Genomic DNA, 21,283 nt, shown 5'->3' with positions numbered 1-21,283 from the left:
CCATGGTCGCCGCGGGTGCTTCCGCCCTCCGGCCTCAGATCTCCTCAGGATCCCACGCGCATGACCCACATCCGTCCCGTCGCCGCCCTGCTGCTGGGTGGCATGCTCGCGGCAAGCCCCGCACTGGCCCAGTCGAAGGGGCAGATCGAGCGGCTGCAATCGCTGGAAACGCAGGTCGCGGCACTGGGCGGGCCGGTGGAGGTGGCGCAGCTGTCTCCCTCCGTCGCAGCGGATTTCGAGATCCGGCTGCAGAACCTGGAACGCTCGATGCAGGAGCTGACCGGCAAGTACGAGGAGTCGACCTACCAGATCACCCAGCTGCGCGAGCGCCTGGAGAAGATCAACGGCGACATCGATTTCCGCCTGAAGGACCTGGAGAAAGGCGGCGGCGCCATGGGTGGCGCCATGGGTGGCGCGATGTCCGACGCCGCTCCGCCCAAGGCCGCCGCGAAGGCGGAGGACAAGAAGCCCGCCGACAAGCCGGCGCAGACCGCAGCCGCCAACCCGCCGTCCACCGCGGGGCTGTCGCCGGAAAAGCAGTATGAGCAGGCCTTCGAACTGCTGCGCAACTCCGACTATGACCGGGCGGAGAAGGCGCTGCAGGAGTTCATCGTCAAGAACAAGAGCCATGCCTATGCCGGCAATGCCCAATACTGGCTGGGCGAGAGCTATTACGTCCGCAACAAGTATCCGGAAGCGGCCCAGGCCTTCGCGGAAGTGCTGTCCAAGTACCGCACCAACCCGAAGGCGGCGGACAGCCTGCTGAAGCTGGGCATGACGCTGCAGCAGATGAACAAGAAGTCGGATGCCTGCACCGCCTTCAGCCAGTTGCTGACCAAGTTCCCCGAAGCCTCGGCCAGCGTGAAGCGCCGCGCCGACACGGAGCGCAAGCGCATCAATTGCCCGGCCTGATGGCCGACCCTGACACCCGCGACGCCGCCCCGGTGACGCCGGGGGAGTTCGCCCGCGCGATGGCGGCGCTGGACGGCTTCGAGCCGGCGCCTGCCGTGGCGGTCGGCCTGTCCGGCGGCGGCGACAGTCTGGCGCTGGTGCTGCTGCTGCGGCATTGGGTCGCAGAGCGGGGCGGCAGTCTGCTGGCTCTCACCGTCGATCATGGGCTGCGCGCCGGATCCACCGACGAGGCGGCGGCGGTCGGAACGGCGATGGCACGCCTTGGCATTCCCCACCGCATCCTTCGTTGGCAGGGGGACAAGCCGGCCGCCGGACTGCAGGCGGCGGCACGGACGGCGCGACACCGGCTGCTGGCCGATGCCTGCGCCGAGGCCGGCATCCTGCATCTGGCGCTGGCCCATCACCGCGACGATCAGGCGGAGACGGTGCTGCTGCGGCTGGCCCGCGGCTCCGGTACCGACGGGCTGGCCGGCATGGCGGCGGTGCGCGCCGATGGCGCCGTTCGGGTGATCCGTCCGCTGCTGGGCTTTTCCCATGGCCGGCTGCTGGCGACCTGCCGCGCCGCCGGACTGGAGTGGGTCGAGGATCCCTCCAACCACAATCCCCGCTTCGCCCGTGCCCGGCTGCGCGCCGCCCGCGATCTGCTGGGCGGGGAGGGGCTGGACGGCGACCGGCTGTGCGAGGTCGCGCGCCGGGCCGGTCGCGCCCGTGCCGCGCTGGAGCAGGCGACCGCGGATTTGCTGGCGCAGGCCGCGGTCATCCATCCCGAAGGCTGGGTCACGTTGGACCCGGCCCCGGTGATGGCTGCCCCGGAAGAGATCGCGCTGCGGGCGCTGGCGCAGGCGCTGGCGGCGGTCGGCGGGGCAGGACCGGTGCGGGACGAGGCGCTGGAGCGGCTGCTCGGCTCGCTGGCCGACGGGCAGGGCGGGACCTTGGGCGGCTGCGTGGTGCGGATGCGCCGCGGTGCCGTCATGGTCGCGCGTGAACCGGCGGCTGCGGTGGAAAGGCTGCTGGTTCCGCCCGGAGGTCGCGCTCTGTGGGATGGTCGTTTCGACCTGCAGGTGTCGCACCGGTGGGAACGGCCCGTCGAGGTCGCGGCACTTGGAGCCGCGGGGTGGCGCAAAGGGGCGGGGCAGGGTGGGCATTCGGGATTGTCCGACCTGCCGGTTCCGGTGCGCGAATCGCTGCCAAGCCTTTGGTTGGGAACGGAAATGCTTGCCATCCCGACGATCGGTGGCGCATACGGGTTCGACGCGGATGGACAGGCCCCGATGGATCGCGCGAACTTCCGTCCAATTTCGCCGTTGGGAAGACCAGCTTTTACGGTTGTTTCGGACCGACGCGGCATTATTTAATCTGGGAACGTGCCCGTAGGAGTCCGGGGTGCGGCCTTGTCGGCGCACCGCATGGCGATGGGTTCGCAGAAAGGCGTGTGACGTGAACAATTTCGGCAAGAACCTCGCGCTCTGGATCATCATAGGGCTGCTCCTGGTAGCCCTGTTCAATCTGTTCCAGAGTTCCTCCACCCGCAGCCCGCAAACGACCGTTCCGTTCAGCGAGCTTCTCGCCGAAGTGGACCGGGGCCAGGTCGCCGACGTGACGATCAAGGGCAACCAGGTTTCGGGCCATTTCTCGGACGGCCGCTCCTTCAGCACCTATGTCCCGCCCGAAGCGGGGCTGGTCGAGCGCCTGACCAACAAGAGCGTCCGGATCAACGCGGTCCCGGACGACAGCAACGTGCCGTCGCTGTTCTCGGTGCTGCTGTCCTGGTTCCCGATGCTGCTGCTGATCGGCGTCTGGATCTTCTTCATGCGCCAGATGCAGTCCGGCGGCGGCAAGGCGATGGGCTTCGGCAAGTCCCGCGCCCGCCTGCTGACCGAGAAGGTCGGGCGCGTGACCTTCGACGACGTCGCCGGCATCGACGAGGCCAAGCAGGAACTGACGGAGATCGTCGAGTTCCTGAAGGACCCGCAGAAGTTCCAGCGGCTGGGCGGCAAGATCCCGAAGGGTTGCCTTCTGGTCGGCCCGCCGGGTACCGGCAAGACGCTGACCGCCCGCGCGGTGGCCGGCGAAGCCAATGTCCCGTTCTTCACCATTTCCGGTTCGGACTTCGTCGAAATGTTCGTCGGCGTGGGTGCGTCCCGTGTCCGCGACATGTTCGAACAGGGCAAGAAGAACGCCCCCTGCATCATCTTCATCGACGAAATCGACGCGGTCGGCCGCCATCGCGGTGCCGGCCTGGGCGGTGGCAACGACGAGCGTGAGCAGACTCTCAACCAGCTGCTGGTCGAGATGGACGGCTTCGAGGCGAACGAGGGCGTCATCCTGATCGCCGCGACCAACCGTCCGGACGTTCTCGATCCCGCGCTGCTGCGTCCGGGCCGCTTCGACCGTCAGGTCGTGGTGCCGAACCCCGACGTGCTGGGCCGCGAGAAGATCCTCAAGGTCCACATGCGCAAGGTGCCGCTGTCCCCGGACGTCGACGCCAAGGTCATCGCCCGCGGCACGCCCGGCTTCTCCGGCGCCGATCTGGCCAACCTGGTCAACGAGGCGGCGCTGCTCGCGGCCCGCATCGGCAAGCGCGTCGTCGGCATGAGCGAGTTCGAGAACGCCAAGGACAAGGTCATGATGGGTGCGGAACGCCGCTCCATGGTGATGACCGAGGACGAGAAGAAGCTGACCGCCTACCACGAGGCCGGCCACGCCATCTGCGCCATCCACTGCGCCGACAGCGACCCGGTTCACAAGGCCACCATCATCCCGCGCGGCCGTGCACTGGGCATGGTGATGCGCCTGCCGGAAGGCGACCGCATCAGCCTGTCGCAGGCCAAGCTGCTGGCCGACCTGTGCGTCGCCATGGGCGGCCGCATCGCCGAGGAGCTGATCTTCGGCAAGGAACGGGTGACCACCGGCGCGTCTGGCGACATCAAGATGGCGACCGAGATGTCGCGCCGCATGGTGACGGAGTGGGGCATGAGCGAAAAGCTCGGCCCGCTGCTCTACGGCGAGCCGACGCAGGAGGTGTTCCTGGGCCATTCCGTGACCCAGCACAAGAACATGTCCGACCGCACCGCCCAGCTGGTCGACGAGGAGATCCGCCGCATCGTGGACGAGAGCTACGAGCGCGCCCGGGTGATCCTGACCGAGAACATCGACCAGTTGCACACCCTGGCCAAGGGCCTGCTGGAATACGAGACGCTGAGCGGCGACGAGATCAACCGTCTGCTGCGCGGCGAACCGATCCTGCGCGACGACGACCGCGATACGGTCGCCGCTCCTCCGCCGCGCCCGACCGCCGGCGGCCGCCGCTCCTCCGTTCCGCCGAGCAGCGGGCAGGAAAGCGGTGGCATGGGTCCGGAGCCGCAGGGTACGTAAGGCTTCGAAGACTTCGACATGAAGAAGGCGGCGCTGCCAGGCGCCGCCTTTTTCGTTTGGGTGCTTGTTAGGGTGAGGAAGACCGAACCGGCAGGCTCGGGTGCCGCCCCTTCAGAACGCGCCCTTCTGCTCGCGGCGGCGGTCGAGAGCCACGTCGAACTGGCGGAGCAGCTTCTGCATGCCTTCGAAGTAGAGCTTGCGCGACGGCGTGTTCTTCATGCAGCGGGCGTCCAGATGGGCGACGCTGGTCAGCGCCGAAACGCAATAGCCAAGCAGCCAGTAACGTGAGCGGATGCTGCGCAGGTAATCGCGGAAAGGCTCCGGCTGGCCGTTCATGAAGCTGCTGAAGGCGGTCTCGTAGTCCGACAGGATGGTGCGGATGTCCATCAGCGTCGTCTCCAGCAGCTTGCCCACCTTTTCGATGTGCATCAGCAGCTGGGTCTCGTAGGGCTTGTGCATGCGGATGTCGACCGGAATGCATTCCCGCGACTTCAGCCAAGTCAGGATGATGCGGGCGCGCGGGGCGATGCGGCGCAGCTGGTATTCGTAGAAGGTGGTGCCCTTCCAGGCGCTGAAGATGGTGTCGGCTTCCGACCGTTCGATGCCGAAGGCGGAAACGAACAGGCCGGCCTCTTCCAGGTTGGGGTTCCAGATCGCTTCCAGGAAGCGCTCGATGCTCTGGGCGTTGCCCTGGCTGCCGGACAGCGCCTTGCGGACGATCGGCTCGATGCGGGCGCGGATCAGGCGGCGGAGCTGGTGGTCCTCCTCGTTGCTGATCAGCCAGTGGCGCGGATCGACGTTGACCTTCTCCGCCTCGAAGCAGGTCTTGAGCAGGAAGGCGTCGAGCGAGGGGACTTCGTCGATCATCTGCAGCATCTTCATGTCGCCGATGATGCCGTTCTCCTGCGGCCCGTGCTTGATGCCGAACTGCTCTTCCAGCAGGGCCTCGCTGTTGCGGCCGCGCAGATAGACGGCGACGCCACCGGATTCGGGGGACTTGGCGTTGTGCGGCACGTAGATGCCGGTTTCGACCGGCCGGCTGCCGCCCTCCAGGTCCTCGTCCTCCGCCATCGGATCGCCGCCGTCGTCGTCGCGGTCATCGAAGTTCGGATACTTGAAGAGGATGCAGTTGTTCAGGCCCTGGGCCTTGAACATGCGCTGCTCTTCGGGGATCTCGCGCGTGATGGCGATGAGATTCATCGACACGCTGGAGCCGCCGTAAAGGATCTGCTCAAGGATCGGAGAAACCGAGTCCATTTTCTTGCGAGCGCGCATGAATATTACCCAAATCCGCGAATATTGCGCAAATCATAAACGCCGCATTCGCAAACGCAAAGAGGGATCGGCAGGCCGATCCCTCTCTTCATCAAGCGCTTGCAGGCGCGGCGCCGCCGCTCAACCGGGCGGGACTCAGCCGGCCTTCGGCGTGCCGCCCAGCGAGCCCAGCAGACTGGCGACCTCGGCCGCCTCGTCCACCGCGACCATGCCGACGGTGTGATAGCCGCTGTCGACATGCATCACCTCGCCGGTGACGCCGCTGCCGAGGTCGGACATCAGGAACAGGCCGGCGCCGCCGACCTCCTGGATGGTGACGTTGCGCTTCAGCGGGGCATTCAGCTCGTTCCACTTCAGGATGTAGCGGAAGTCGCCGATGCCGCTGGCGGCCAGCGTCTTGATCGGACCGGCGGAGATGGCGTTGACACGGATGTTGCGGCCACCCAGATCGACGGCCAGATAGCGCACGCTGGCTTCCAGCGCAGCCTTGGCGACACCCATCACATTGTAATGGGGCATGACGCGCTCGGCGCCGTAATAGGATAGAGTGAGCAGGCTGCCGCCGTCCTTCATCAGCGGCACGGCGCGTTGCGCCACCGCGGTGAAGGAGTAGCAGGAGATGTCCATGGTGCGCAGGAAGTTGGCCCGCGTCGTGTCCAGATACAGCCCGTCCAGTTCGTTCTTGTCGGAAAAGGCGATGGCATGAACCACGAAGTCCAGCCCGCCCCATTCCTTTTCGATGGCGGCAAAGGTCGCATCGATGCTGGCCTCGTCCGTCACGTCGCAGGGCAGGACCAGCTTGGCGCCGACCTGTTCGGCCAGCGGCTTCACCCGCTTCAGCAGCGCATCGCCCTGATAGGTGAAGGCAAGCTCCGCCCCGTGCTGGGCCAGGGTGGAGGCGATCCCCCAGGCGATCGAACGATCGTTGGCCACGCCCATGATCAGGCCACGCTTGCCGGCCATGAGCGGCATCGGATTGGACATCGGAACCTCGTGAACGACGGATGTGCTGCGGCTCCAGCCGCGAAAAGTGCGGCGCATCCTACACGAAAGCGCCCACCGGTCAAACCGACGCGGGCGGTCTTGCCGCAGGAGGCGTCGCATGTCTCTCCCTAAGGACAGTTCCCGCCCGGAGGAGGAGGAGCGCAGCCGCATTTTCGGCGGCATGAGGGAGCTGGGTGGCTTCTTCGGCCACTCTATGCTGCGCTTCTACAACGACAACTGCTTCCAGACAGCGGCGGCGCTGACCTACACCTCGTTGCTGGCGATCGTGCCGATCATGACCATCGGCTTCGCCATCTTCTCGGCCTTTCCGGCCTTCAGCGCGCTGCAGATGCGGATCCAGACCGCCGTCATCAAGAATCTGGTGCCGGAGATCGGCGACGCCATCCTGGAATATCTCGGCCGCTTCATGGCGAATGCCGGCCAGATGCCGATCTTCGGCGTGATCGGGCTGGCGATGTCGGCGGTGCTGCTGATCTGGACCATCGAGGGCTCCTTCGCCACCGTCTGGCGTGTGCGGGAGCCGCGGTCCTACGTCACCCGCATTCTGTCCTTCTGGGCGGTGGTGTCGCTGACGCCGCTGTTCGCCGGCGCCAGCCTGTCGCTGTCCAGCACGCTGTGGACCGCGCTGGAACTGGCGCATCTGGAGGGCGTGGTCCATCCGCTGGCCGGCATCGGCATGCTGCTGCCCTTCGTCCTGCAGCTGGTCGGCTGTTCGCTGTTGTACCTGATCATCCCCAACCGCGACGTCTTCTGGCTGGACGCGCTGTGCGGCGGGGCGATCGGATCGGTCCTGCTGGAGGTTTCGAAGGCGATCTTCGGCTGGTACATGCGCGAATACCCGGCCTACCAGACCATCTACGGCGCCCTGTCCGTCGTGCCGATCTTCCTGTTCTGGCTGTACATCGCGTGGTCGACGGTGCTGTTCGGCGCGGTGGTCGCCGCCTCCCTGCCGGAATGGCGGGCGGGCAAGGTCACCCGCGGCGGCATGGAGGGGCTGCTGCCGGCCCAGCGGCTGGCGCTGGCGCTCGCCGTCCTGCACGAACTGATGGAGGCGAGCCGGCTGGGCGTAGGCCTGCGCCGCCGCACGCTGGTCGGCCGCGTGCCGGTTGGCACACTTCTGATCGACGGCATCCTGGAACAGCTGCGCGACGCCCATTGGGTCGCCCACACCACGCGCGACGCCTGGGTGGTGACCCGCGACATGGGCGAGGCGACGCTGCTGGACCTGATGAAGGCGCTGGGCATCGGCATGCGCGGCTCCGTCCATGGGCTGGGCGGGCTGAACCTGCCTTGGCAGGAGCGCACCGCCCGCCTGCTGGACGCCGCGGAATCCAGCCAGAGCGACCTGCTGAGCGTGCCGCTGAAAACCCTGCTGAACGATGACCTGCCGCCGGAAGGGCAGCCGGCGGGGCAGGGGGAGAGGCAGGGGGATCGGCAAGGGGCGGCGGGGCCGGTGCCGCTGCGGGCGGTGAAGAAGTAGCGGTTACGCGACGGCGGGCGAACCGGCGGTCGGCTGCGGCGGGCCGAACCGGTTTGCCGCGGCATCGCCCTTGGTCGCCGCCCAGATCACCAGAACGATCCAGCCGATCAGTGGCACCAGAGCCAGCAGCAACCACCAGCCGGACCGCCCGACATCGTGCAGGCGGCGGACCGACACAGCCAGACCCGGCAGCAGAAGCGCCAGGTTGGTGATGGAGCTCAGGGGACTGGAATCCTCGAACGGAAACAGGGCGACGTCGATGATGCTGGTGACGATGCTGAGCAGGACAGTGAACAGGATCCAGTACCAATATTCGGATCGCAGTGCGCGGCCGGAGAACCCGACATATTGAGAAAGCACCGACCTGACGGCGTCGAAGAAATTCATTGTCCACTACCTCGGCGAATGGCCTGCCGCGATTGGAAAGCCTGATGACGTCACGATCCGCGGGCAATCGGTGCGGTGCAACACTCTCAGTCGACGCAAGCCGGCCCCGGCTGCGGCGTGGTGCCGCGCAGCAGGGGCAGGCGCATACGAAAACGGCCCGCCCCGGAGGGCAGGCCGCATGTTGACGCCGCCGCATGCACGGCGACCGGTTGCATTGTCTTACTCCAGCCCCGCCTTCTTGCGGACGTCGTAGCTGCGGGTTTTCGCCCACTGTCCCACGAACTTGACCAGTTCGGCATCAGGCGGGTCCGGCAGGACGACCTTCAGCTTCACATACTGGTCGCCCGGCTGCTTGGTCGCCTGATTCACCACGCCCCTGCCGCGCAGCCGCAGGACGGAGCCGGTGTTCGCGCCTGGCGGCACCTTCACCGCCACCTTGCCGCTGATGGTCGGGACGTTGACGGTGGCGCCAAGCACCGCCTCGTTCAGGGTGATCGGCACCTCGACATGGATGTCGCTGTCCTGCCGGGTGAAGAAGGGATGGGATTCGACATGCACCTCGACGATGGCGTCGCCGTTGGGCATGCCGCCCATGCCGGGCAGGCCCTGGCCCTTCAGGCGAAGCTTCGTCTCGTTCTCCGTCCCCGGCGGGATGGCGACGTCGATGCTCTTGCCGTTGGACAGGTTGATGCGGCGCTTCGATCCGTTCGCCGCCTCCACGAAGGGGACGGTGACGGAATAGGAGATGTCGCTGCCACGAACCTTCGGCCCCGTGGAGCCGCCGGTGGAGCCACCGCCCATTCCTGCCCCGGCCCCGCCGGGGCGGCGCCGGCCGCCGCCGAACAGGTCGGAGAACCAGTCGTCACTGCCGCCGAAGAAGCTGTCGTCGGCGGTGCCGCTGTAGGCCTTGCCCCGGCTGGTCCGGCCGCGGGTGCCGAAGCCCGCGTGCCGGTCCTGCCCGGACGGGTCGATCTCGCCCCGGTCGTAGCGGGCGCGCTTCTCGGTATCCGACAGCAGCGTGTAGGCGGCCGAGATTTCCTTGAACCGCTCCTCGTTGGCGGCATCGCCCGGCTTCAGGTCCGGGTGATGCAGCTTGGCGAGCTTGCGGTACGCCTTCTTGATGTCGTCGGCACTGGCGGACCGGCTGACGCCGAGAACGCTGTAGGGATCGCGCGTAGCCACGGGCAGAGAATTCCCGCCCCAAGGGGGCTCAAGGGTTGCAGGTCGGACGTGTTACGAGTTGCCGATGATCTTCCACGTACCGTCGGCCTGTTTGCAAGCGGTTCCGTACGCCTGCTCCGTCCGGCCCTTGACCACGATGGTCTGCTGGAACTCGCGGCAGTAGGTGCCGGTGTTGCTGTAGCCGTCGCGGGTGGTGACGATGGTGCCGGAATTGCCCGACTGCGGGTTGTTCCAGTTGATGCGGTCGCCGACCGGGGCGGCATAGGCCTGACGGGCCGCGGTCTCGGCATAGCCGGCATCGGCCTTGTCGAGAGAGCTGCCGACCTCGCGGCCGATGAAGGCGCCCAGCAGAGTGCCCACGCCGGTCGCCACCAGCTTGCCCGTTCCGCCGCCGATCTGCGATCCGATCAGGCCGCCGGCGACCGCGCCGCCGGCCGTGCCGATCGTTTCCTTCTGGCCACCCAGCTGGCAGCCTGCCAGCAGGCTCGCGACGATCACGGCCGGAACGACTTTCTTCACGAACATCCTTGCGCCTCGAAAAGGTTGGTTGCCGCGGCACCTTATCGGTAGCTTCGCGGTGGACAGTGATATAAGCGACCCTATCCTTGCTGTGAATTGTGATGAGGCTGTGACCCTTTCGCTTTTGCACAAAGGAAAGCCCCCGCACCCCGCCTGCGGGTGGTGCGGGACCCATCGAGACAGGATCCACCGGCATGACCGACAGCAGCGAGCGCGACCCTTACGAACTCTTCTCCGAATGGATGAAGGAAGCCGAGCAGAGCGAGCCCAACGACCCCAACGCCATGGCGCTGGCGACCGCCGATGCCGGCGGCATTCCGTCGGTGCGCATGGTGCTGCTGAAGGGCATCGATCCGCGCGGTTTCGTCTTCTACACCAACTCCGAGAGCCGGAAGGGCGAGCAGATGCTCGCGAATCGGAACGCCGCCCTGTGCTTCCATTGGAAGACCCTGCGCCGGCAGGTGCGGGTGGAAGGGGCGGTGGAGGTCGTGACCGACGCCGAGGCCGACGCCTATTTCGAAAGCCGCGCGCGCGAAAGCCGCATCGGCGCCTGGGCCTCGCAGCAGTCGCGCCCGCTGGAGGGCCGGTGGGAGCTGGAAAAGCGCGTGGCCCAGTTCACCGCGAAATACGCCATCGGCACCGTGCCGCGGCCGCCGCACTGGACCGGCTTCCGCGTTCTGCCGTCGCGCATCGAGTTCTGGCGCGACCGGCCGTTCCGCCTGCACGACCGGCTGGTCTACCGCCGGGCGGCGGAGGCGACGGACGCGACCTCGCCGGTCTGGACGACCGAGCGGCTTTATCCCTGAACGATGGCCTTGAACAGAGGCCCTGAACAGAGGTCCGGAACGGAAGGCAGGTCGTGAGCGAAAACCTGGACAGCGGCGCTCTGGCGGACCGCCTGCGCCGCCGCGCCACCTATGCCAGCGTGGCGGTGGCCTCCACCCTGATCGCGGCGAAGCTGGCGGCCTATCTGCTGACCGAATCGGTCAGCATCCTGTCGTCGCTGATCGATTCGAGCACCGACCTGATGGCGTCGCTGGTGACCCTGCTGGCGGTGCGTCAGGCCTTGCGGCCGGCCGACGCCAACCACCGCTACGGCCATGGCAAGGCGGAGGCGCTGGCGGCACTGGCCCAGGCAGCCTTCATCGCCGGTTCGGCCGTGCTGCTGAGCGTCGAGGCGGTGCGGCGCATTTTCCGGCCGGAGCCGATCGCCGAGGGGACGATCGGCGTCGCGGTGATGCTGCTGTCGATCGTGCTGACGGCCGGACTCATCACCTTCCAGCGCCGGGTGCAGGCGACCACCGGCTCCGTCGCCATCGGGGCCGACCGGCTGCATTACGCCGGCGACCTGCTGATGAACAGCGCCGTCATCGCCGCCATCCTACTGACCGAAGCGACCGGGCTCGCCATCGTCGATCCGCTGTTCGGCATCGGCATCGCCCTGTTCCTGCTGAACGGTGCCCGCGGCGTGGCGCGCGACGCGCTGGACGTCCTGATGGACCGTGAACTGGGGCAGGAGGAGCGCGACCGCATCGCCGCGCTTGCCCGGGCCGAGCCGGGCGTGCGCGGCCTGCACGACCTGCGCACCCGCAATGCCGGCACCGGCTGCTTCATCGAGCTGCATCTGGAACTGGACGGAACCCTGACCCTGACCGCCGCGCACGAGATCGCCGACCGGGTGGAGCTGAGGCTGCGGCAGGCCTTCGTCAACGCCGAGGTTCTGGTCCATCAGGAGCCCGCCGGGCTGGCCGACGACCGGCTGGACAACCGCATCGCCGGCTGAGCGCAAGCGTTCCGGGCTTGCCGGGATCCGTTGCGGGAGGGCACTCGTGATACGGTGTCGTATTGCGGGAAATCCCGTATTTCGCGACGATCATCCGATCGTGCACAATCGCCGGGCGTAGCCTCTCCTAAAGGTATCCTACCAAAGGACAGGGGGTGCCGAGCCCGTCTCGGACCGCCGGTTCGTTGCGAACTTGTCTCAAAAGAGCAATAATAGTGCTTGGGAGAAAGCGCTCGGTTACAAAACAGCAAGAATGGTGGGCATAATGGATGGAAGCTTTACGCTTCGGCCGCATCTGATCGCGGACATCGCGACGGAAGCCGGCAATCTCGGCATCGAGATCGCGGACATCGCCGGCCACATCGAGGATGTGAACGCCCGCGTCACCCACCAGTCGGAGGTCTTCACGCAGCTGCGGGACACCGGCGCCAAGATGTCGCGCAGCACCCAGCGCATCTCGGAAGCTTCGGCGGTCGCGCGGTCGGTGACGGAGCAGGCCCGGCAGGAGGTCGACAGCTCGCATGACCGGGTGCAGCAGTCGCTGTCCGACATTCATGCGCTGGTGTCCTCGGTGACAGGAATCGAGGGTCAGATCGCCGGGCTGCGCGACGCGCTGGATCGCGTCGGCAAGGTCGCCAAGGAGATCTTCACCATCGCCAAGCAGACCAACCTGCTGGCTCTGAACGCCACCATCGAGGCGGCGCGGGCAGGCGACGCCGGGCGCGGCTTCGCCGTGGTCGCCAACGAGGTGAAGTCGCTGTCCACCAAGACCAGCGAAGCGACGACGGAGATCGACGCGACGCTGAAATACCTCAACGAGCAGGCCCAGCGCCTGATGGTTGAAAGTGCCGCAAGCGCCGCCAAGGCCCGTGCGGTCAGCGAGGGCACGACCTCCATCGGCACGGTGATCGAGACCGTGGGCCGCGCCATGCGCGAGCTGAACGGCGAGACCGACAAGATCGATGCCGCCTCCGCCGAGATCGGCGCCAACTGCGGCGAACTGGAGCACGAGATCGCCGATCTGGCCGCCGGCGTGAAGCTGTCCAGCGACAACCTCGCCCAGGCCCGCGACCGGGTGAACAATCTGGTCGGCATGAGCGAGCGGCTGATCGGCGTCACCGCGGAGCTGAACATCGAGACGGTCGACACCCCCTACATCGCCGCGGTGAAGGACGCGGCCGCCAAGGTGTCCGCCGCCTTCGAGGAGGCGCTGGCCCGCGGCGACATCAGCGAGGCCGATCTGTTCGACCGCAACTACCAGCCGGTCGCCGGATCGGAGCCCCAGCAGGTGATGACCCGCTTCACCCAGCTGTGCGACCGCCTGCTGCCCGGCATCCAGGAACCGGTGCTGTCCTCCAGCGGCCGGATCGTCTTCTGCGTGGCGGTGGACGACAACGGCTATCTGCCCACCCACAACCGGCAATTCAGCCAACCGCAGGGGCGGGACCCGGTGTGGAACGCCGCCAACTGCCGCAACCGGCGCATCTTCAACGACCGCGTCGGCTTGGCTGCCGGCCGCAACACCAAGCCCTTCCTGCTGCAGACCTACCGACGCGACATGGGCGGCGGGAAGTTCGCCCTGATGAAGGACGTTTCCGCGCCCGTCACGGTGCGCGGCCGCCATTGGGGCGGGCTGCGGCTGGCCTACAAGGTGTGAGGGACCTCAGGCCACGTCCCCCGCATCTCTTCCTCCCGAACATGCACCATCGTGTACATAGCGGTGAATCGCGCTAAACTCGGCCGACAAAGGGGTTGAGACGGCGCGAACCGGCGCTCTGGAGGCGGGGGAATGGGCTTCACGGTTACCTTCTGGGGCGTGCGCGGCACGATCCCCTGCCCGATGTCCTCGCATCTGGGCTTCGGCGGCAACACCTCCTGCGTCGAGGTGCGGGCCGGCAAGCAGTGCATCATCATCGACGCGGGAACCGGGCTGCGCGCGCTGGGGCGCAAGCTGCTGGCCGAGGGAGTGACCAGCGCCACGCTGCTGCTGAGCCACACGCATTTGGACCATATCAGCGGCTTTCCCTTCTTCGCGCCGGCCTACACCAAGGGCTTCAGCCTGCGGGTGATCTCCGGCCATCTCACCGGCAGCCCGGACATCGAGTCGGTGATGGCGCGCCAGATGGAGCGGCCGCTGTTCCCGGTGCCGCTGCGCACGATGGGCGGCGACCTCAGCTTCCTGGAGGTGCCGCCCGGCCACAGCTTCAAGCTGGAGGGCGGGGTGCGCATCCACACGGCGGCGCTGAACCACCCGGACGGCGCCACCGGCTACCGCATCGAGTATCAGGGGCGCTCGCTTGCCTATGTCACCGACACCGAACATGTGCCGGACCATCCCGACCGCAACATCCTGAACCTGGTGGATGGGGTCGACCTGTTGCTCTACGATTCGACCTATACGGACGAGGAGTGGGCTCAACGCGTCGGCTGGGGCCATTCCACCTGGATGGAAGCGGTGCGGATCGCCCGCGCCGCCCATGTGAAGACGCTGGGCCTGTTCCACCACGATCCCGACCACGACGACGCCACCATGGAACGGATCGAAGCCGCGGCGAAGGCGGAGTTCCCCAACTGCTTCGCCGCGCGCGAGGGCACGACGATCTCCCTGGATTGATCTTGCGGACTGAATGCCCCCCATAGAATGACGGCCACAATCCTGATCCTGTTCGGCGCCACCTATCTGGGCATGGCGCTGGGCCGCTTTCCCGGTCTCAGCATCGACCGCACCGGCATCGCGCTGGTCGCCGCCATCCTGCTGCTGGCGACCGGGGCGCTCGACACCGGCCAGCTGGTGGCGGCGGTCGATTTCCCGACGATCTTCATCCTGCTGGGGCTGATGATCCTGTCGGCGCAATATGCCGGCAGCGGCTTCTACGACTGGTGCGCGCTGAAGGTGGCGCAGGCGGCGCGGTCGCCGGCGCGGCTGCTGGCGGTGATCGTGCTGGTCGCCGGCGGGCTGTCGGCGGTGCTGGCGAACGATGTGGTCGTCTTCGCCATGACGCCGATGCTGTGCCTGGGCCTGCTGGCGCGCAAGCTGGACCCGCGACCCTACCTGATCGCGCTGGCGGGTGCCGCCAATGCCGGGTCGGCGGCGACGATGATCGGCAATCCGCAGAACATCCTGATCGGGCAGGTCGGGCATCTCGATTTCTGGCGCTTCCTGGCGGTATGCGGCGGTCCGGCGCTGGCCGCCATGCTCATCGTCTATGTCACCGTCTGGCTGGTCTGGCGTGGCCGCTTCGGCGAACCCGAAGGGGTGGAGGCGGGCAGGAAGGTAGAGCCGGTGCCGCTCGACCGCTGGCAGCTGGGCAAGGCGGTTGCGGCGACGCTGGCGCTGCTGGTGCTGTTCACCCGCGACATCCCGCAGGAACATTCGGTTCTGCTGGTTGCCGGCGTGATGATGGTCAGCCGGCGCATGGCCAGCCGCGACATGCTGGGCATGGTCGACTGGCACCTGCTGATCCTGTTCGCGGCCCTGTTCGCCGTCAACCATGCGCTGGGCCTGACCGGCATTCCGGCGGCGCTGGTCGGCGACCTCCAGGCGGCGGGATGGCTGCCCGACCGGCTGGCGGTGATGGTGCCGCTGGCCTTGGCCGGCAGCAACAGCATCGGCAACGTGCCGGCGGTGATCCTGCTGCTGGCCGCCTGGCCGAACCCGCCGGAAGGGGCGTTGTACGGTCTGGCGCTGCTGTCGACGCTGGCCGGCAACCTGCTGCTGCCGGGAAGCCTCGCCAACATCATCGTGGCGGAACGGGCGGCGGCGTCCGGCGTCCGGCTGGGCTTCGTCGAGCATGCCCGTTGCGGCGTGCCGATGGCGCTGCTGTCGATGGCGGTGGCGGCTGTCTGGCTCTGGGCCGGCGGCTGGATGGCCCCGTGATCATCAAGCTGTGATCGACTTGTGATCTTTCGGACTTCAAGCCTCTTCTTCGGGCTGCGACAATTGGGGTAATCTTTTCGCGCACCGGGGGGGGAGGGCGCGCTGTGAGTTTGGTCGTCCAGTTCATGGAGTTCATCGAGAGCGCGCCGAATCAGTCGCTTCGCGCGCTGAGCGACCGCGTACTGCGCAAATGCCGCGAAGTGACCGGGGCGGAGGCCGGAACGGTCTTCATGCTGCGCGGACAGGGGCGAAGCCGCCATCTGGAAGCGGTCAGCGCCCAGAACGACGTGATCCGCGCCAAATCCGCCTTGTTCACGATGCCGGTGGACCAGACCTCCATCGTCGGCTATGTCGCGGCCACCGGCGAGACGCTGCTGCTTGACGACGCCTACGTGATTCCGGAGGATCGGTCCTACCGGTTCAATCCTGCCTTCGACCAGCGCACCGGCTTCCGCACCCGCTCGATCATGGCCTTTGCGCTGAAGGGGGCCCGTGACCGGCCCATCGGGGTGGTGCAGCTGATCAATCGCCGGCCGGTGCCGGGGGAGGCGGGCCCGCCGACCTTTATGCCCGACCACGAGCAGATGATCGCGCCGGTCAACCACATCGTCGGCCGTGCCCTGGAGCGAGCCGCGACGCTGGAGCGGCTTACCGAGCGCAACCGCGCCCTGACCAGGGAACGCCGCCGCGTCGCCGAACTCCAGGTGGAGACGGAGCGCGCCTTCATGGTGTCGGTCAACCTGCTGGCCCGCGCCGCCGAGGTGCATGACGAGGACACCGGCAACCACATCCTGCGCGTCAACGAATATTCCTACGCGCTTGCCGGCTGGGCCGGCTGCAGCCGCGCCTTCTGCACGGAAATCCGCTTTTCCGCCGCCCTGCACGATGTCGGCAAGATGAGCGTCGATCAGGCGGTCCTGCACAAGAAGGGCCGGCTCGACGAACGCGAACTGGCGGAGATGAAGCGCCATCCCGTCTATGGGCACGACATTCTGGTCGCATCCGACCGGCTGAAGATGGCCGCCGAGATCGCGTTGTGCCATCACGAGCAGTGGGCCGGCACCGGCTATCCCCGCGGTTTGAAGGGAGAGGATATCCCGCTCGCCGCCCGCATCGTGGCCATCGCCGACTGCTACGACGCCCTGCGCAGCGCCCGACCCTACAAGCCGTCCTTCAGCCATGAGAAGACGGTGGACATCCTGCTGAACGGCGACGACCGGCTGGACCCCAAGGTGCATTTCGACCCCCGCCTGCTCGCCCTGTTCGCCGCCCGCCATGCGGAATTCGATGCGATCTGGGAACGGCTGAAGGACCAGGAGACGGTCCAGGCCTGAAGGAGGACGGCGGGGAAAGGTCGGCCGTGACGGACACTCCCCTTGATCCGTATCAACGCAAACGGTCAGTGTTGCGGGTGAAATGGCGGGGCAGAGGGAGCGACCATGAAGTATGTCGAAGAGTTCCGTGATCCGGTCCTTGCCCGCAACGTCGCCGCCGCCATCGCGCGGGAGGTGCGGACCGACCGCTCCTACCATCTGATGGAGTTCTGCGGCGGGCACACCCATGCCATTTCCCGCTACGGCATCCCCGATCTTCTGCCCGCCAACGTCCGCATGATCCACGGGCCGGGCTGCCCGGTGTGCGTTCTGCCGGTGGGGCGGATCGACGATGCCATCGCGCTGGCCCGCCGTCCGGAGGTGACGCTGTGCACCTATGGCGACGTCATGCGCGTGCCCGGATCGGGACGACTCAGCCTTTTGAAGGCCAAGGCGCAGGGCGCCGACGTCCGCATGGTGGTGTCGGCCGACGCCGCGGTGCGCATCGCCGCGGAGAATCCGGGCCGTCAGGTGGTGTTCCTCGCCATCGGCTTCGAGACGACCACCCCGCCCACCGCGCTGGCGGTGCGGGCCGCGGCGGCGCAGGGGCTGACCAACTTCTTCGTCTTCTGCAACCATGTGCTGACCCCCTCGGCCATCCAGGGCATCCTGTCGGGAACGGAGGAGGGGCTGTCGCTGGACGGTTTCGTCGGGCCGGCCCATGTCTCGGTCGTCATCGGCTCCGATGCCTACGCCCCGGCCGCGGCGGAGCATGGCAAGCCGGTGGTGATCTCCGGATTCGAGCCGCTGGACGTGCTGCAGTCGATCCTGATGCTGGTCCGCCAGATCAACGATGGGCGGGCGGAGGTGGAGAATCAGTTCACCCGCGCCGTCACCGCCGACGGCAACCGCAAGGCCCAGGCGCTGGTGGCCGAAATCTTCGAGACGCGGCCGTCCTTCGAATGGCGCGGTCTGGGCAGCATCCCGCACAGCGGGTTGAAGCTGCGCGAGGCCTACGACGCCTTCGACGCCGAGCGGCGCTTCCCCATCTCAGGCGCCAGCGTTCCCGACCACAAAGGTTGCGATTGCGGCGCGATCCTGCGCGGCGTGAAGCGGCCGGTCGACTGCAAGCTGTTCGACACCGTCTGCACGCCGGAGAATCCGATGGGCTCCTGCATGGTCTCGGCCGAGGGGGCCTGCGCCGCACATTACACCTATGGACGGTTCCGAGACGCCTGACCGGACAGCATCCGGCCGGTCGGGCAGTTGCGACCTTTCACCGCAGACCGTCCACCGCAGGCTGGACGAATGCCATGCGGTTCAACATGATGCATGTGAAACAATCCGCCAGACCCCTGATCGGTCCGGTGGAGAACGGCAGACGTCGAAAGACATCGCACTTCATTCCGGGAGGGTCCGCATGACCTACAAGCACATCCTCGTTCACCTCGACAGCAGCCCGCATGTCGAGGCGCGGCTCGATGCCGCCATCGCGCTGGCGCAGCGCCATGGCGCTTTCCTGCGCGGGCTGTTCGCCCAGGGCGACCGCAACGCCACCAGCGTGATCGCCCGCCGGTCGAGCGACCATCTGGTCGAAGCGGCGGCACGCAGCGAGGCGTTCTTCCGGGAGAAGCTGGCGGCGGCCGGTCTGCAGGGCCAATGGCACGGCCTGACCCATGGCGAATACAACCACGTCATCCGCGAGGTCATCATCTGGTCGCGTTTCGCCGACCTGACCGTGCTGGGCCAGTACGACCGCGAGGCTGGATCACAGGCGGCGCCGGAGGAACTGAACGAGCAGGTGGTGCTGAACTCCGGCCGTCCGGCTCTGGTCGTTCCTTATGCCGGCCGCTTCCCGGTGATTGGCAAGCGCGTCGCCGTCGCCTGGAACGCCGAGCGCGAGGCCGCCCGCGCCCTGTCCGACGCCATGCCGATGCTGGAGAAGGCCGACGAGGTGACGGTGATCACGGTTCTGACCCAGGCCTCGGGCTCCACCGCCGAGGCGCCGCGGGTCGGCCTCCTCGACCATCTCGCCTTCCATGGCGTGACGGCGGAGCAGACGCATTTCACCGTCACCGACATCGGCGCGATGGACGCGCTGCTGGCCCGCGCCATGGACACCGGCGCCGACCTGCTGGTGATGGGCGCCCACGGGCACTACGGCTTCCCGTTCCTGCACCGCGGCAGCGGGACCCGGCACGTCCTGCGCACCTGCCCGGTGCCGCTGCTGCTGTCGCACTGAGCGTTCCGGGAGGGGCTCGTTTTGCCCCCTCCCTAACCCTCCCCCTCTTCGAGGGAGAGGGGACTGCCGCCGGATTGGCATATACGTCACGCTGACAAGTGTCCTGCCCCCTCCACCGCCAAGGGCGGGGGAGGGATGGGGAGGAGGCAAAAGAGGGGGAGGGAGCAAAACCCGCCGTCCTCCCCCATCACGTCACGCCGCCTTCACCCCGCCCAGGAAGCTTTCCACCTCCTGGCGCAGGCGGGTCGATTCGCTGCTGAGGTGGTCGGCCACGCTGCGGACTTCTCCGGCGGCGCGGCCGGTGTCGCCGGCGGCGCGGGTGACGCCGACGATGTTGCTGGTCACCTGCTGGGTGCCCTGCGCCGCCTCTTGGACGTTGCGGCTGATTTCCTGGGTCGCGGCGCTCTGCTGTTCCACCGCCGAGGCGATGGTCGCGGAGATCTGGCTGATCTCCGTGATGATGCGGCCGATCTCGTCGATGGCGGTGACGGCTTCGCGGGTGGCGCCCTGAATGGTGGCGATCTGGCCGGTGATGTCCTCGGTCGCCTTGGCGGTCTGGTTGGCGAGGCTCTTCACCTCGCTCGCCACCACGGCGAAGCCCTTGCCGGCCTCGCCGGCCCGTGCCGCCTCGATGGTCGCGTTCAGCGCCAGCAGATTGGTTTGCGCCGCGATGTTGTTGATGAGGTCAACCACCTCGCCGATCTTCTGGGCGCCTTCGGCAAGGCTGGAGACGACGGTGTTGGCGCGACCGGCGCCGCTGACCGCCTGTTCGGCGACGCGGGTCGATTGCGACACCTGGCGGCCGATCTCGGCGATGGAGGAGGACAGCTCTTCCGCCGCAGCGGCGACGGTCTGGACGTTGGCGGAGGCCTGCTCGGCCGCCGAAGCCACCGTGGTGCTCTGGCGGTTGGTCTCGTCCGCGGTGGAGGTCAGCGTGCCGGCCGACTGCTGCATCTGGGTGGCCGCACCCGACAGGCTCTGGACCACCGCGGTCACATTGCTTTCGAAGGCCCGGGTCAGCTCTTCCAGTCGGGTGGCGCGGCGGGCCTTGGCCTCCTCATCGGCGCGCTGGGCGGCGGCGAGGCGGTCGGCCTCGATGGCGTTGCGCTTGAACACGTCGACGGCCTCGGCCATGGCGCCGACCTCGTCGCCGCGGCCGACGCCGGGAACCTCCACCAACCGCTCGCCGCCGGCCAGCCGGCTCATGGCGGTGGTCATGGCGACGATCGGACTGGCGATGGCGCCGCGCAGGAGCATGCCGGCAGCGATGGCAACCAGAACGGAGGCGAGCGCGCCGACGATGGCGGTGGTGTAGCCGGTGGAGAAGGCGGACCGCTGTTCGGCACTCCGCTCGCTCAACAGCGCACGTTCGGCATCCTCGATCTGCACCACCAGCGAGCGGATACCGTCCATCGACGACTTGCCCAGGGCCTTTGCCTCCATCGCGCGGGCTTCCTCACGCGTTTCGGCCTTGGACATCAGGGCGATTTCCTTTTCCGCCACGGTCCGGCGCCAGGTGTCGGCGTGCTTGCGCAGTTCCTCCAGCCGGGCCTGCTGCTGCGGATTGTCGGCGGTCAGCGACTTCACCTCGGCCAGTGTGCGGTCGAAGTCCTGTCCGCCCTTGCGGTAGGGGGCCAGGAACGCCTCGTCGCCACTGACCAGATAGCCGCGCAGGCCGGTTTCCTGGTCGATCATCGCCGCCAGCACCGCGTCGGTCGTCTGAAGCACCCGATAGGTGTGGATCGTCCAGCCGATCGAAGATTGGATCGAAGATAATGTCGAATAATTGGCGACGCTGATGATGCCGGTGATGGCGATCAGGGCGGCAAAGGCGGCCAGAAGCTTGCCGCCGATACGAAGGTTGGTGAACCAGGACATCTTATTGCGCCTCATGTGACCGAATGGGCTGCTTGCGTGCGCGGACAATCGCCTC

18 protein-coding genes are annotated in these 21,283 nt (G+C 67.4%); 12 read left to right on the top strand and 6 right to left on the bottom strand.

Annotated features, from left to right (window positions below):
- Positions 1-60 precede the first annotated feature (60 nt).
- From ybgF to ftsH, 3 genes are all read left to right on the top strand, one after another.
- Positions 61-912 carry a tol-pal system protein YbgF gene (gene ybgF / locus J2Y49_RS09505; RefSeq protein WP_310114385.1) on the top strand — a complete coding sequence of 284 codons (852 nt, stop codon included), beginning with the start codon at positions 61-63 and terminating at the stop codon, positions 910-912.
- On the top strand, positions 912-2,267 hold the full coding sequence (gene tilS, locus J2Y49_RS09500; protein ID WP_310114383.1) for a tRNA lysidine(34) synthetase TilS: 1,356 nt from the start codon (positions 912-914) through the stop codon (positions 2,265-2,267). The genes ybgF and tilS overlap by 1 nt, the downstream gene beginning before the upstream one ends.
- An 82-nt stretch (positions 2,268-2,349) precedes the next feature.
- A complete protein-coding gene (gene ftsH / locus J2Y49_RS09495; RefSeq protein ID WP_310114381.1) occupies positions 2,350-4,287 on the top strand; it encodes an ATP-dependent zinc metalloprotease FtsH in 1,938 nt (645 codons plus the stop codon).
- A 111-nt stretch (positions 4,288-4,398) separates the two neighbouring features.
- Here the strand turns inward: ftsH and J2Y49_RS09490 are convergent, their stop codons facing one another.
- Together J2Y49_RS09490 and fabI are read right to left on the bottom strand one after the other, a co-directional pair.
- Positions 4,399-5,487 (bottom strand): hypothetical protein, encoded by a 1,089-nt coding sequence (locus tag J2Y49_RS09490; protein ID WP_310114980.1) that lies wholly within the window; start codon positions 5,485-5,487, stop codon positions 4,399-4,401.
- Between the two features lie 210 nt (positions 5,488-5,697).
- Positions 5,698-6,546, bottom strand: a complete 849-nt coding sequence (fabI, locus tag J2Y49_RS09485) for an enoyl-ACP reductase FabI (RefSeq protein ID WP_310114379.1) — start codon at positions 6,544-6,546, stop codon at positions 5,698-5,700.
- A 118-nt stretch (positions 6,547-6,664) separates the two neighbouring features.
- Here fabI and J2Y49_RS09480 point away from each other — a divergent pair, with 118 nt between their 5' ends.
- Positions 6,665-8,047 carry a YihY family inner membrane protein gene (locus J2Y49_RS09480; RefSeq protein WP_310114377.1) on the top strand — a complete coding sequence of 461 codons (1,383 nt, stop codon included), beginning with the start codon at positions 6,665-6,667 and terminating at the stop codon, positions 8,045-8,047.
- 3 nt (positions 8,048-8,050) lie between these two features.
- On the opposite strand, the gene J2Y49_RS09475 is transcribed toward J2Y49_RS09480, so the two are convergent.
- The 3 genes from J2Y49_RS09475 to J2Y49_RS09465 all read right to left on the bottom strand — a co-directional run bounded on the left by J2Y49_RS09475 (position 8,051) and on the right by J2Y49_RS09465 (position 10,141).
- Positions 8,051-8,434 (bottom strand): DUF805 domain-containing protein, encoded by a 384-nt coding sequence (locus J2Y49_RS09475; protein WP_310114375.1) that lies wholly within the window; start codon positions 8,432-8,434, stop codon positions 8,051-8,053.
- Positions 8,435-8,653: 219 nt separating this feature from the next.
- Positions 8,654-9,616, bottom strand: coding sequence for a J domain-containing protein (locus J2Y49_RS09470; protein ID WP_310114373.1), 963 nt, complete (start codon positions 9,614-9,616; stop codon positions 8,654-8,656).
- A gap of 51 nt (positions 9,617-9,667) precedes the next feature.
- The gene (locus tag J2Y49_RS09465) at positions 9,668-10,141 is read right to left on the bottom strand and encodes an RT0821/Lpp0805 family surface protein (protein ID WP_149223240.1); all 474 of its coding nucleotides are present in this window, start codon (positions 10,139-10,141) and stop codon (positions 9,668-9,670) included.
- Positions 10,142-10,329: 188 nt separating this feature from the next.
- Here J2Y49_RS09465 and pdxH point away from each other — a divergent pair, with 188 nt between their 5' ends.
- The 8 genes from pdxH (at position 10,330) to J2Y49_RS09425 (ending at position 19,350) form a co-directional block, all read left to right on the top strand.
- Positions 10,330-10,941 carry a pyridoxamine 5'-phosphate oxidase gene (pdxH, locus tag J2Y49_RS09460; protein WP_310114370.1) on the top strand — a complete coding sequence of 204 codons (612 nt, stop codon included), beginning with the start codon at positions 10,330-10,332 and terminating at the stop codon, positions 10,939-10,941.
- A gap of 53 nt (positions 10,942-10,994) precedes the next feature.
- Positions 10,995-11,918: a cation diffusion facilitator family transporter gene (locus tag J2Y49_RS09455; RefSeq protein WP_310114367.1), complete on the top strand. Its 924-nt coding sequence runs from the start codon at positions 10,995-10,997 to the stop codon at positions 11,916-11,918.
- 265 nt (positions 11,919-12,183) lie between these two features.
- Positions 12,184-13,575, top strand: coding sequence for a methyl-accepting chemotaxis protein (locus tag J2Y49_RS09450; RefSeq protein WP_310114365.1), 1,392 nt, complete (start codon positions 12,184-12,186; stop codon positions 13,573-13,575).
- 132 nt (positions 13,576-13,707) lie between these two features.
- Complete coding sequence (locus tag J2Y49_RS09445) at positions 13,708-14,532, top strand: MBL fold metallo-hydrolase (RefSeq protein WP_310114363.1); 825 nt, start codon at positions 13,708-13,710, stop codon at positions 14,530-14,532.
- A 27-nt stretch (positions 14,533-14,559) separates the two neighbouring features.
- A complete protein-coding gene (locus J2Y49_RS09440) occupies positions 14,560-15,795 on the top strand; it encodes an SLC13 family permease (RefSeq protein WP_310114361.1) in 1,236 nt (411 codons plus the stop codon).
- A 104-nt stretch (positions 15,796-15,899) separates the two neighbouring features.
- Positions 15,900-17,129: an HD domain-containing phosphohydrolase gene (locus J2Y49_RS09435; protein WP_310114360.1), complete on the top strand. Its 1,230-nt coding sequence runs from the start codon at positions 15,900-15,902 to the stop codon at positions 17,127-17,129.
- A gap of 105 nt (positions 17,130-17,234) precedes the next feature.
- Positions 17,235-18,347 carry a hydrogenase formation protein HypD gene (gene hypD / locus J2Y49_RS09430; RefSeq protein ID WP_310114357.1) on the top strand — a complete coding sequence of 371 codons (1,113 nt, stop codon included), beginning with the start codon at positions 17,235-17,237 and terminating at the stop codon, positions 18,345-18,347.
- Positions 18,348-18,528: 181 nt separating this feature from the next.
- The gene (locus J2Y49_RS09425) at positions 18,529-19,350 is read left to right on the top strand and encodes a universal stress protein (protein ID WP_310114355.1); all 822 of its coding nucleotides are present in this window, start codon (positions 18,529-18,531) and stop codon (positions 19,348-19,350) included.
- Between the two features lie 192 nt (positions 19,351-19,542).
- On the opposite strand, the gene J2Y49_RS09420 is transcribed toward J2Y49_RS09425, so the two are convergent.
- Positions 19,543-21,228 carry a CHASE3 domain-containing protein gene (locus tag J2Y49_RS09420; RefSeq protein WP_310114354.1) on the bottom strand — a complete coding sequence of 562 codons (1,686 nt, stop codon included), beginning with the start codon at positions 21,226-21,228 and terminating at the stop codon, positions 19,543-19,545.
- Between the last annotated feature and the right edge of the window lie 55 nt (positions 21,229-21,283).

The organism is Azospirillum sp. BE72, assembly GCF_031455875.1.
Classification (GTDB): Bacteria; Pseudomonadota; Alphaproteobacteria; order Azospirillales; family Azospirillaceae; genus Azospirillum.
Note: the sequence above shows the minus strand (reverse complement) of the source record. Positions and strands in the feature narration are given on the sequence as shown.

Bases quoted from the DNA above. Each gene is read 5' to 3' on its own strand.
- tilS (WP_310114383.1), top strand. From the start codon at position 912: ATGGCCGACCCTGACACCCGCGACGCCGCCCCGGTGACGCCGGGGGAG.
- J2Y49_RS09490 (WP_310114980.1), bottom strand. From the start codon at position 5,487: ATGAATCTCATCGCCATCACGCGCGAGATCCCCGAAGAGCAGCGCATG.
- fabI (WP_310114379.1), bottom strand. From the start codon at position 6,546: ATGTCCAATCCGATGCCGCTCATGGCCGGCAAGCGTGGCCTGATCATG.
- J2Y49_RS09450 (WP_310114365.1), top strand. From the start codon at position 12,184: ATGGATGGAAGCTTTACGCTTCGGCCGCATCTGATCGCGGACATCGCG.
- J2Y49_RS09420 (WP_310114354.1), bottom strand. From the start codon at position 21,228: ATGTCCTGGTTCACCAACCTTCGTATCGGCGGCAAGCTTCTGGCCGCC.
- ybgF (WP_310114385.1), top strand. From the start codon at position 61: ATGACCCACATCCGTCCCGTCGCCGCCCTGCTGCTGGGTGGCATGCTC.
- hypD (WP_310114357.1), top strand. From the start codon at position 17,235: ATGAAGTATGTCGAAGAGTTCCGTGATCCGGTCCTTGCCCGCAACGTC.
- J2Y49_RS09440 (WP_310114361.1), top strand. From the start codon at position 14,560: ATGACGGCCACAATCCTGATCCTGTTCGGCGCCACCTATCTGGGCATG.
- J2Y49_RS09465 (WP_149223240.1), bottom strand. From the start codon at position 10,141: ATGTTCGTGAAGAAAGTCGTTCCGGCCGTGATCGTCGCGAGCCTGCTG.
- J2Y49_RS09445 (WP_310114363.1), top strand. From the start codon at position 13,708: ATGGGCTTCACGGTTACCTTCTGGGGCGTGCGCGGCACGATCCCCTGC.
- pdxH (WP_310114370.1), top strand. From the start codon at position 10,330: ATGACCGACAGCAGCGAGCGCGACCCTTACGAACTCTTCTCCGAATGG.
- J2Y49_RS09425 (WP_310114355.1), top strand. From the start codon at position 18,529: ATGACCTACAAGCACATCCTCGTTCACCTCGACAGCAGCCCGCATGTC.
- J2Y49_RS09480 (WP_310114377.1), top strand. From the start codon at position 6,665: ATGTCTCTCCCTAAGGACAGTTCCCGCCCGGAGGAGGAGGAGCGCAGC.
- J2Y49_RS09475 (WP_310114375.1), bottom strand. From the start codon at position 8,434: ATGAATTTCTTCGACGCCGTCAGGTCGGTGCTTTCTCAATATGTCGGG.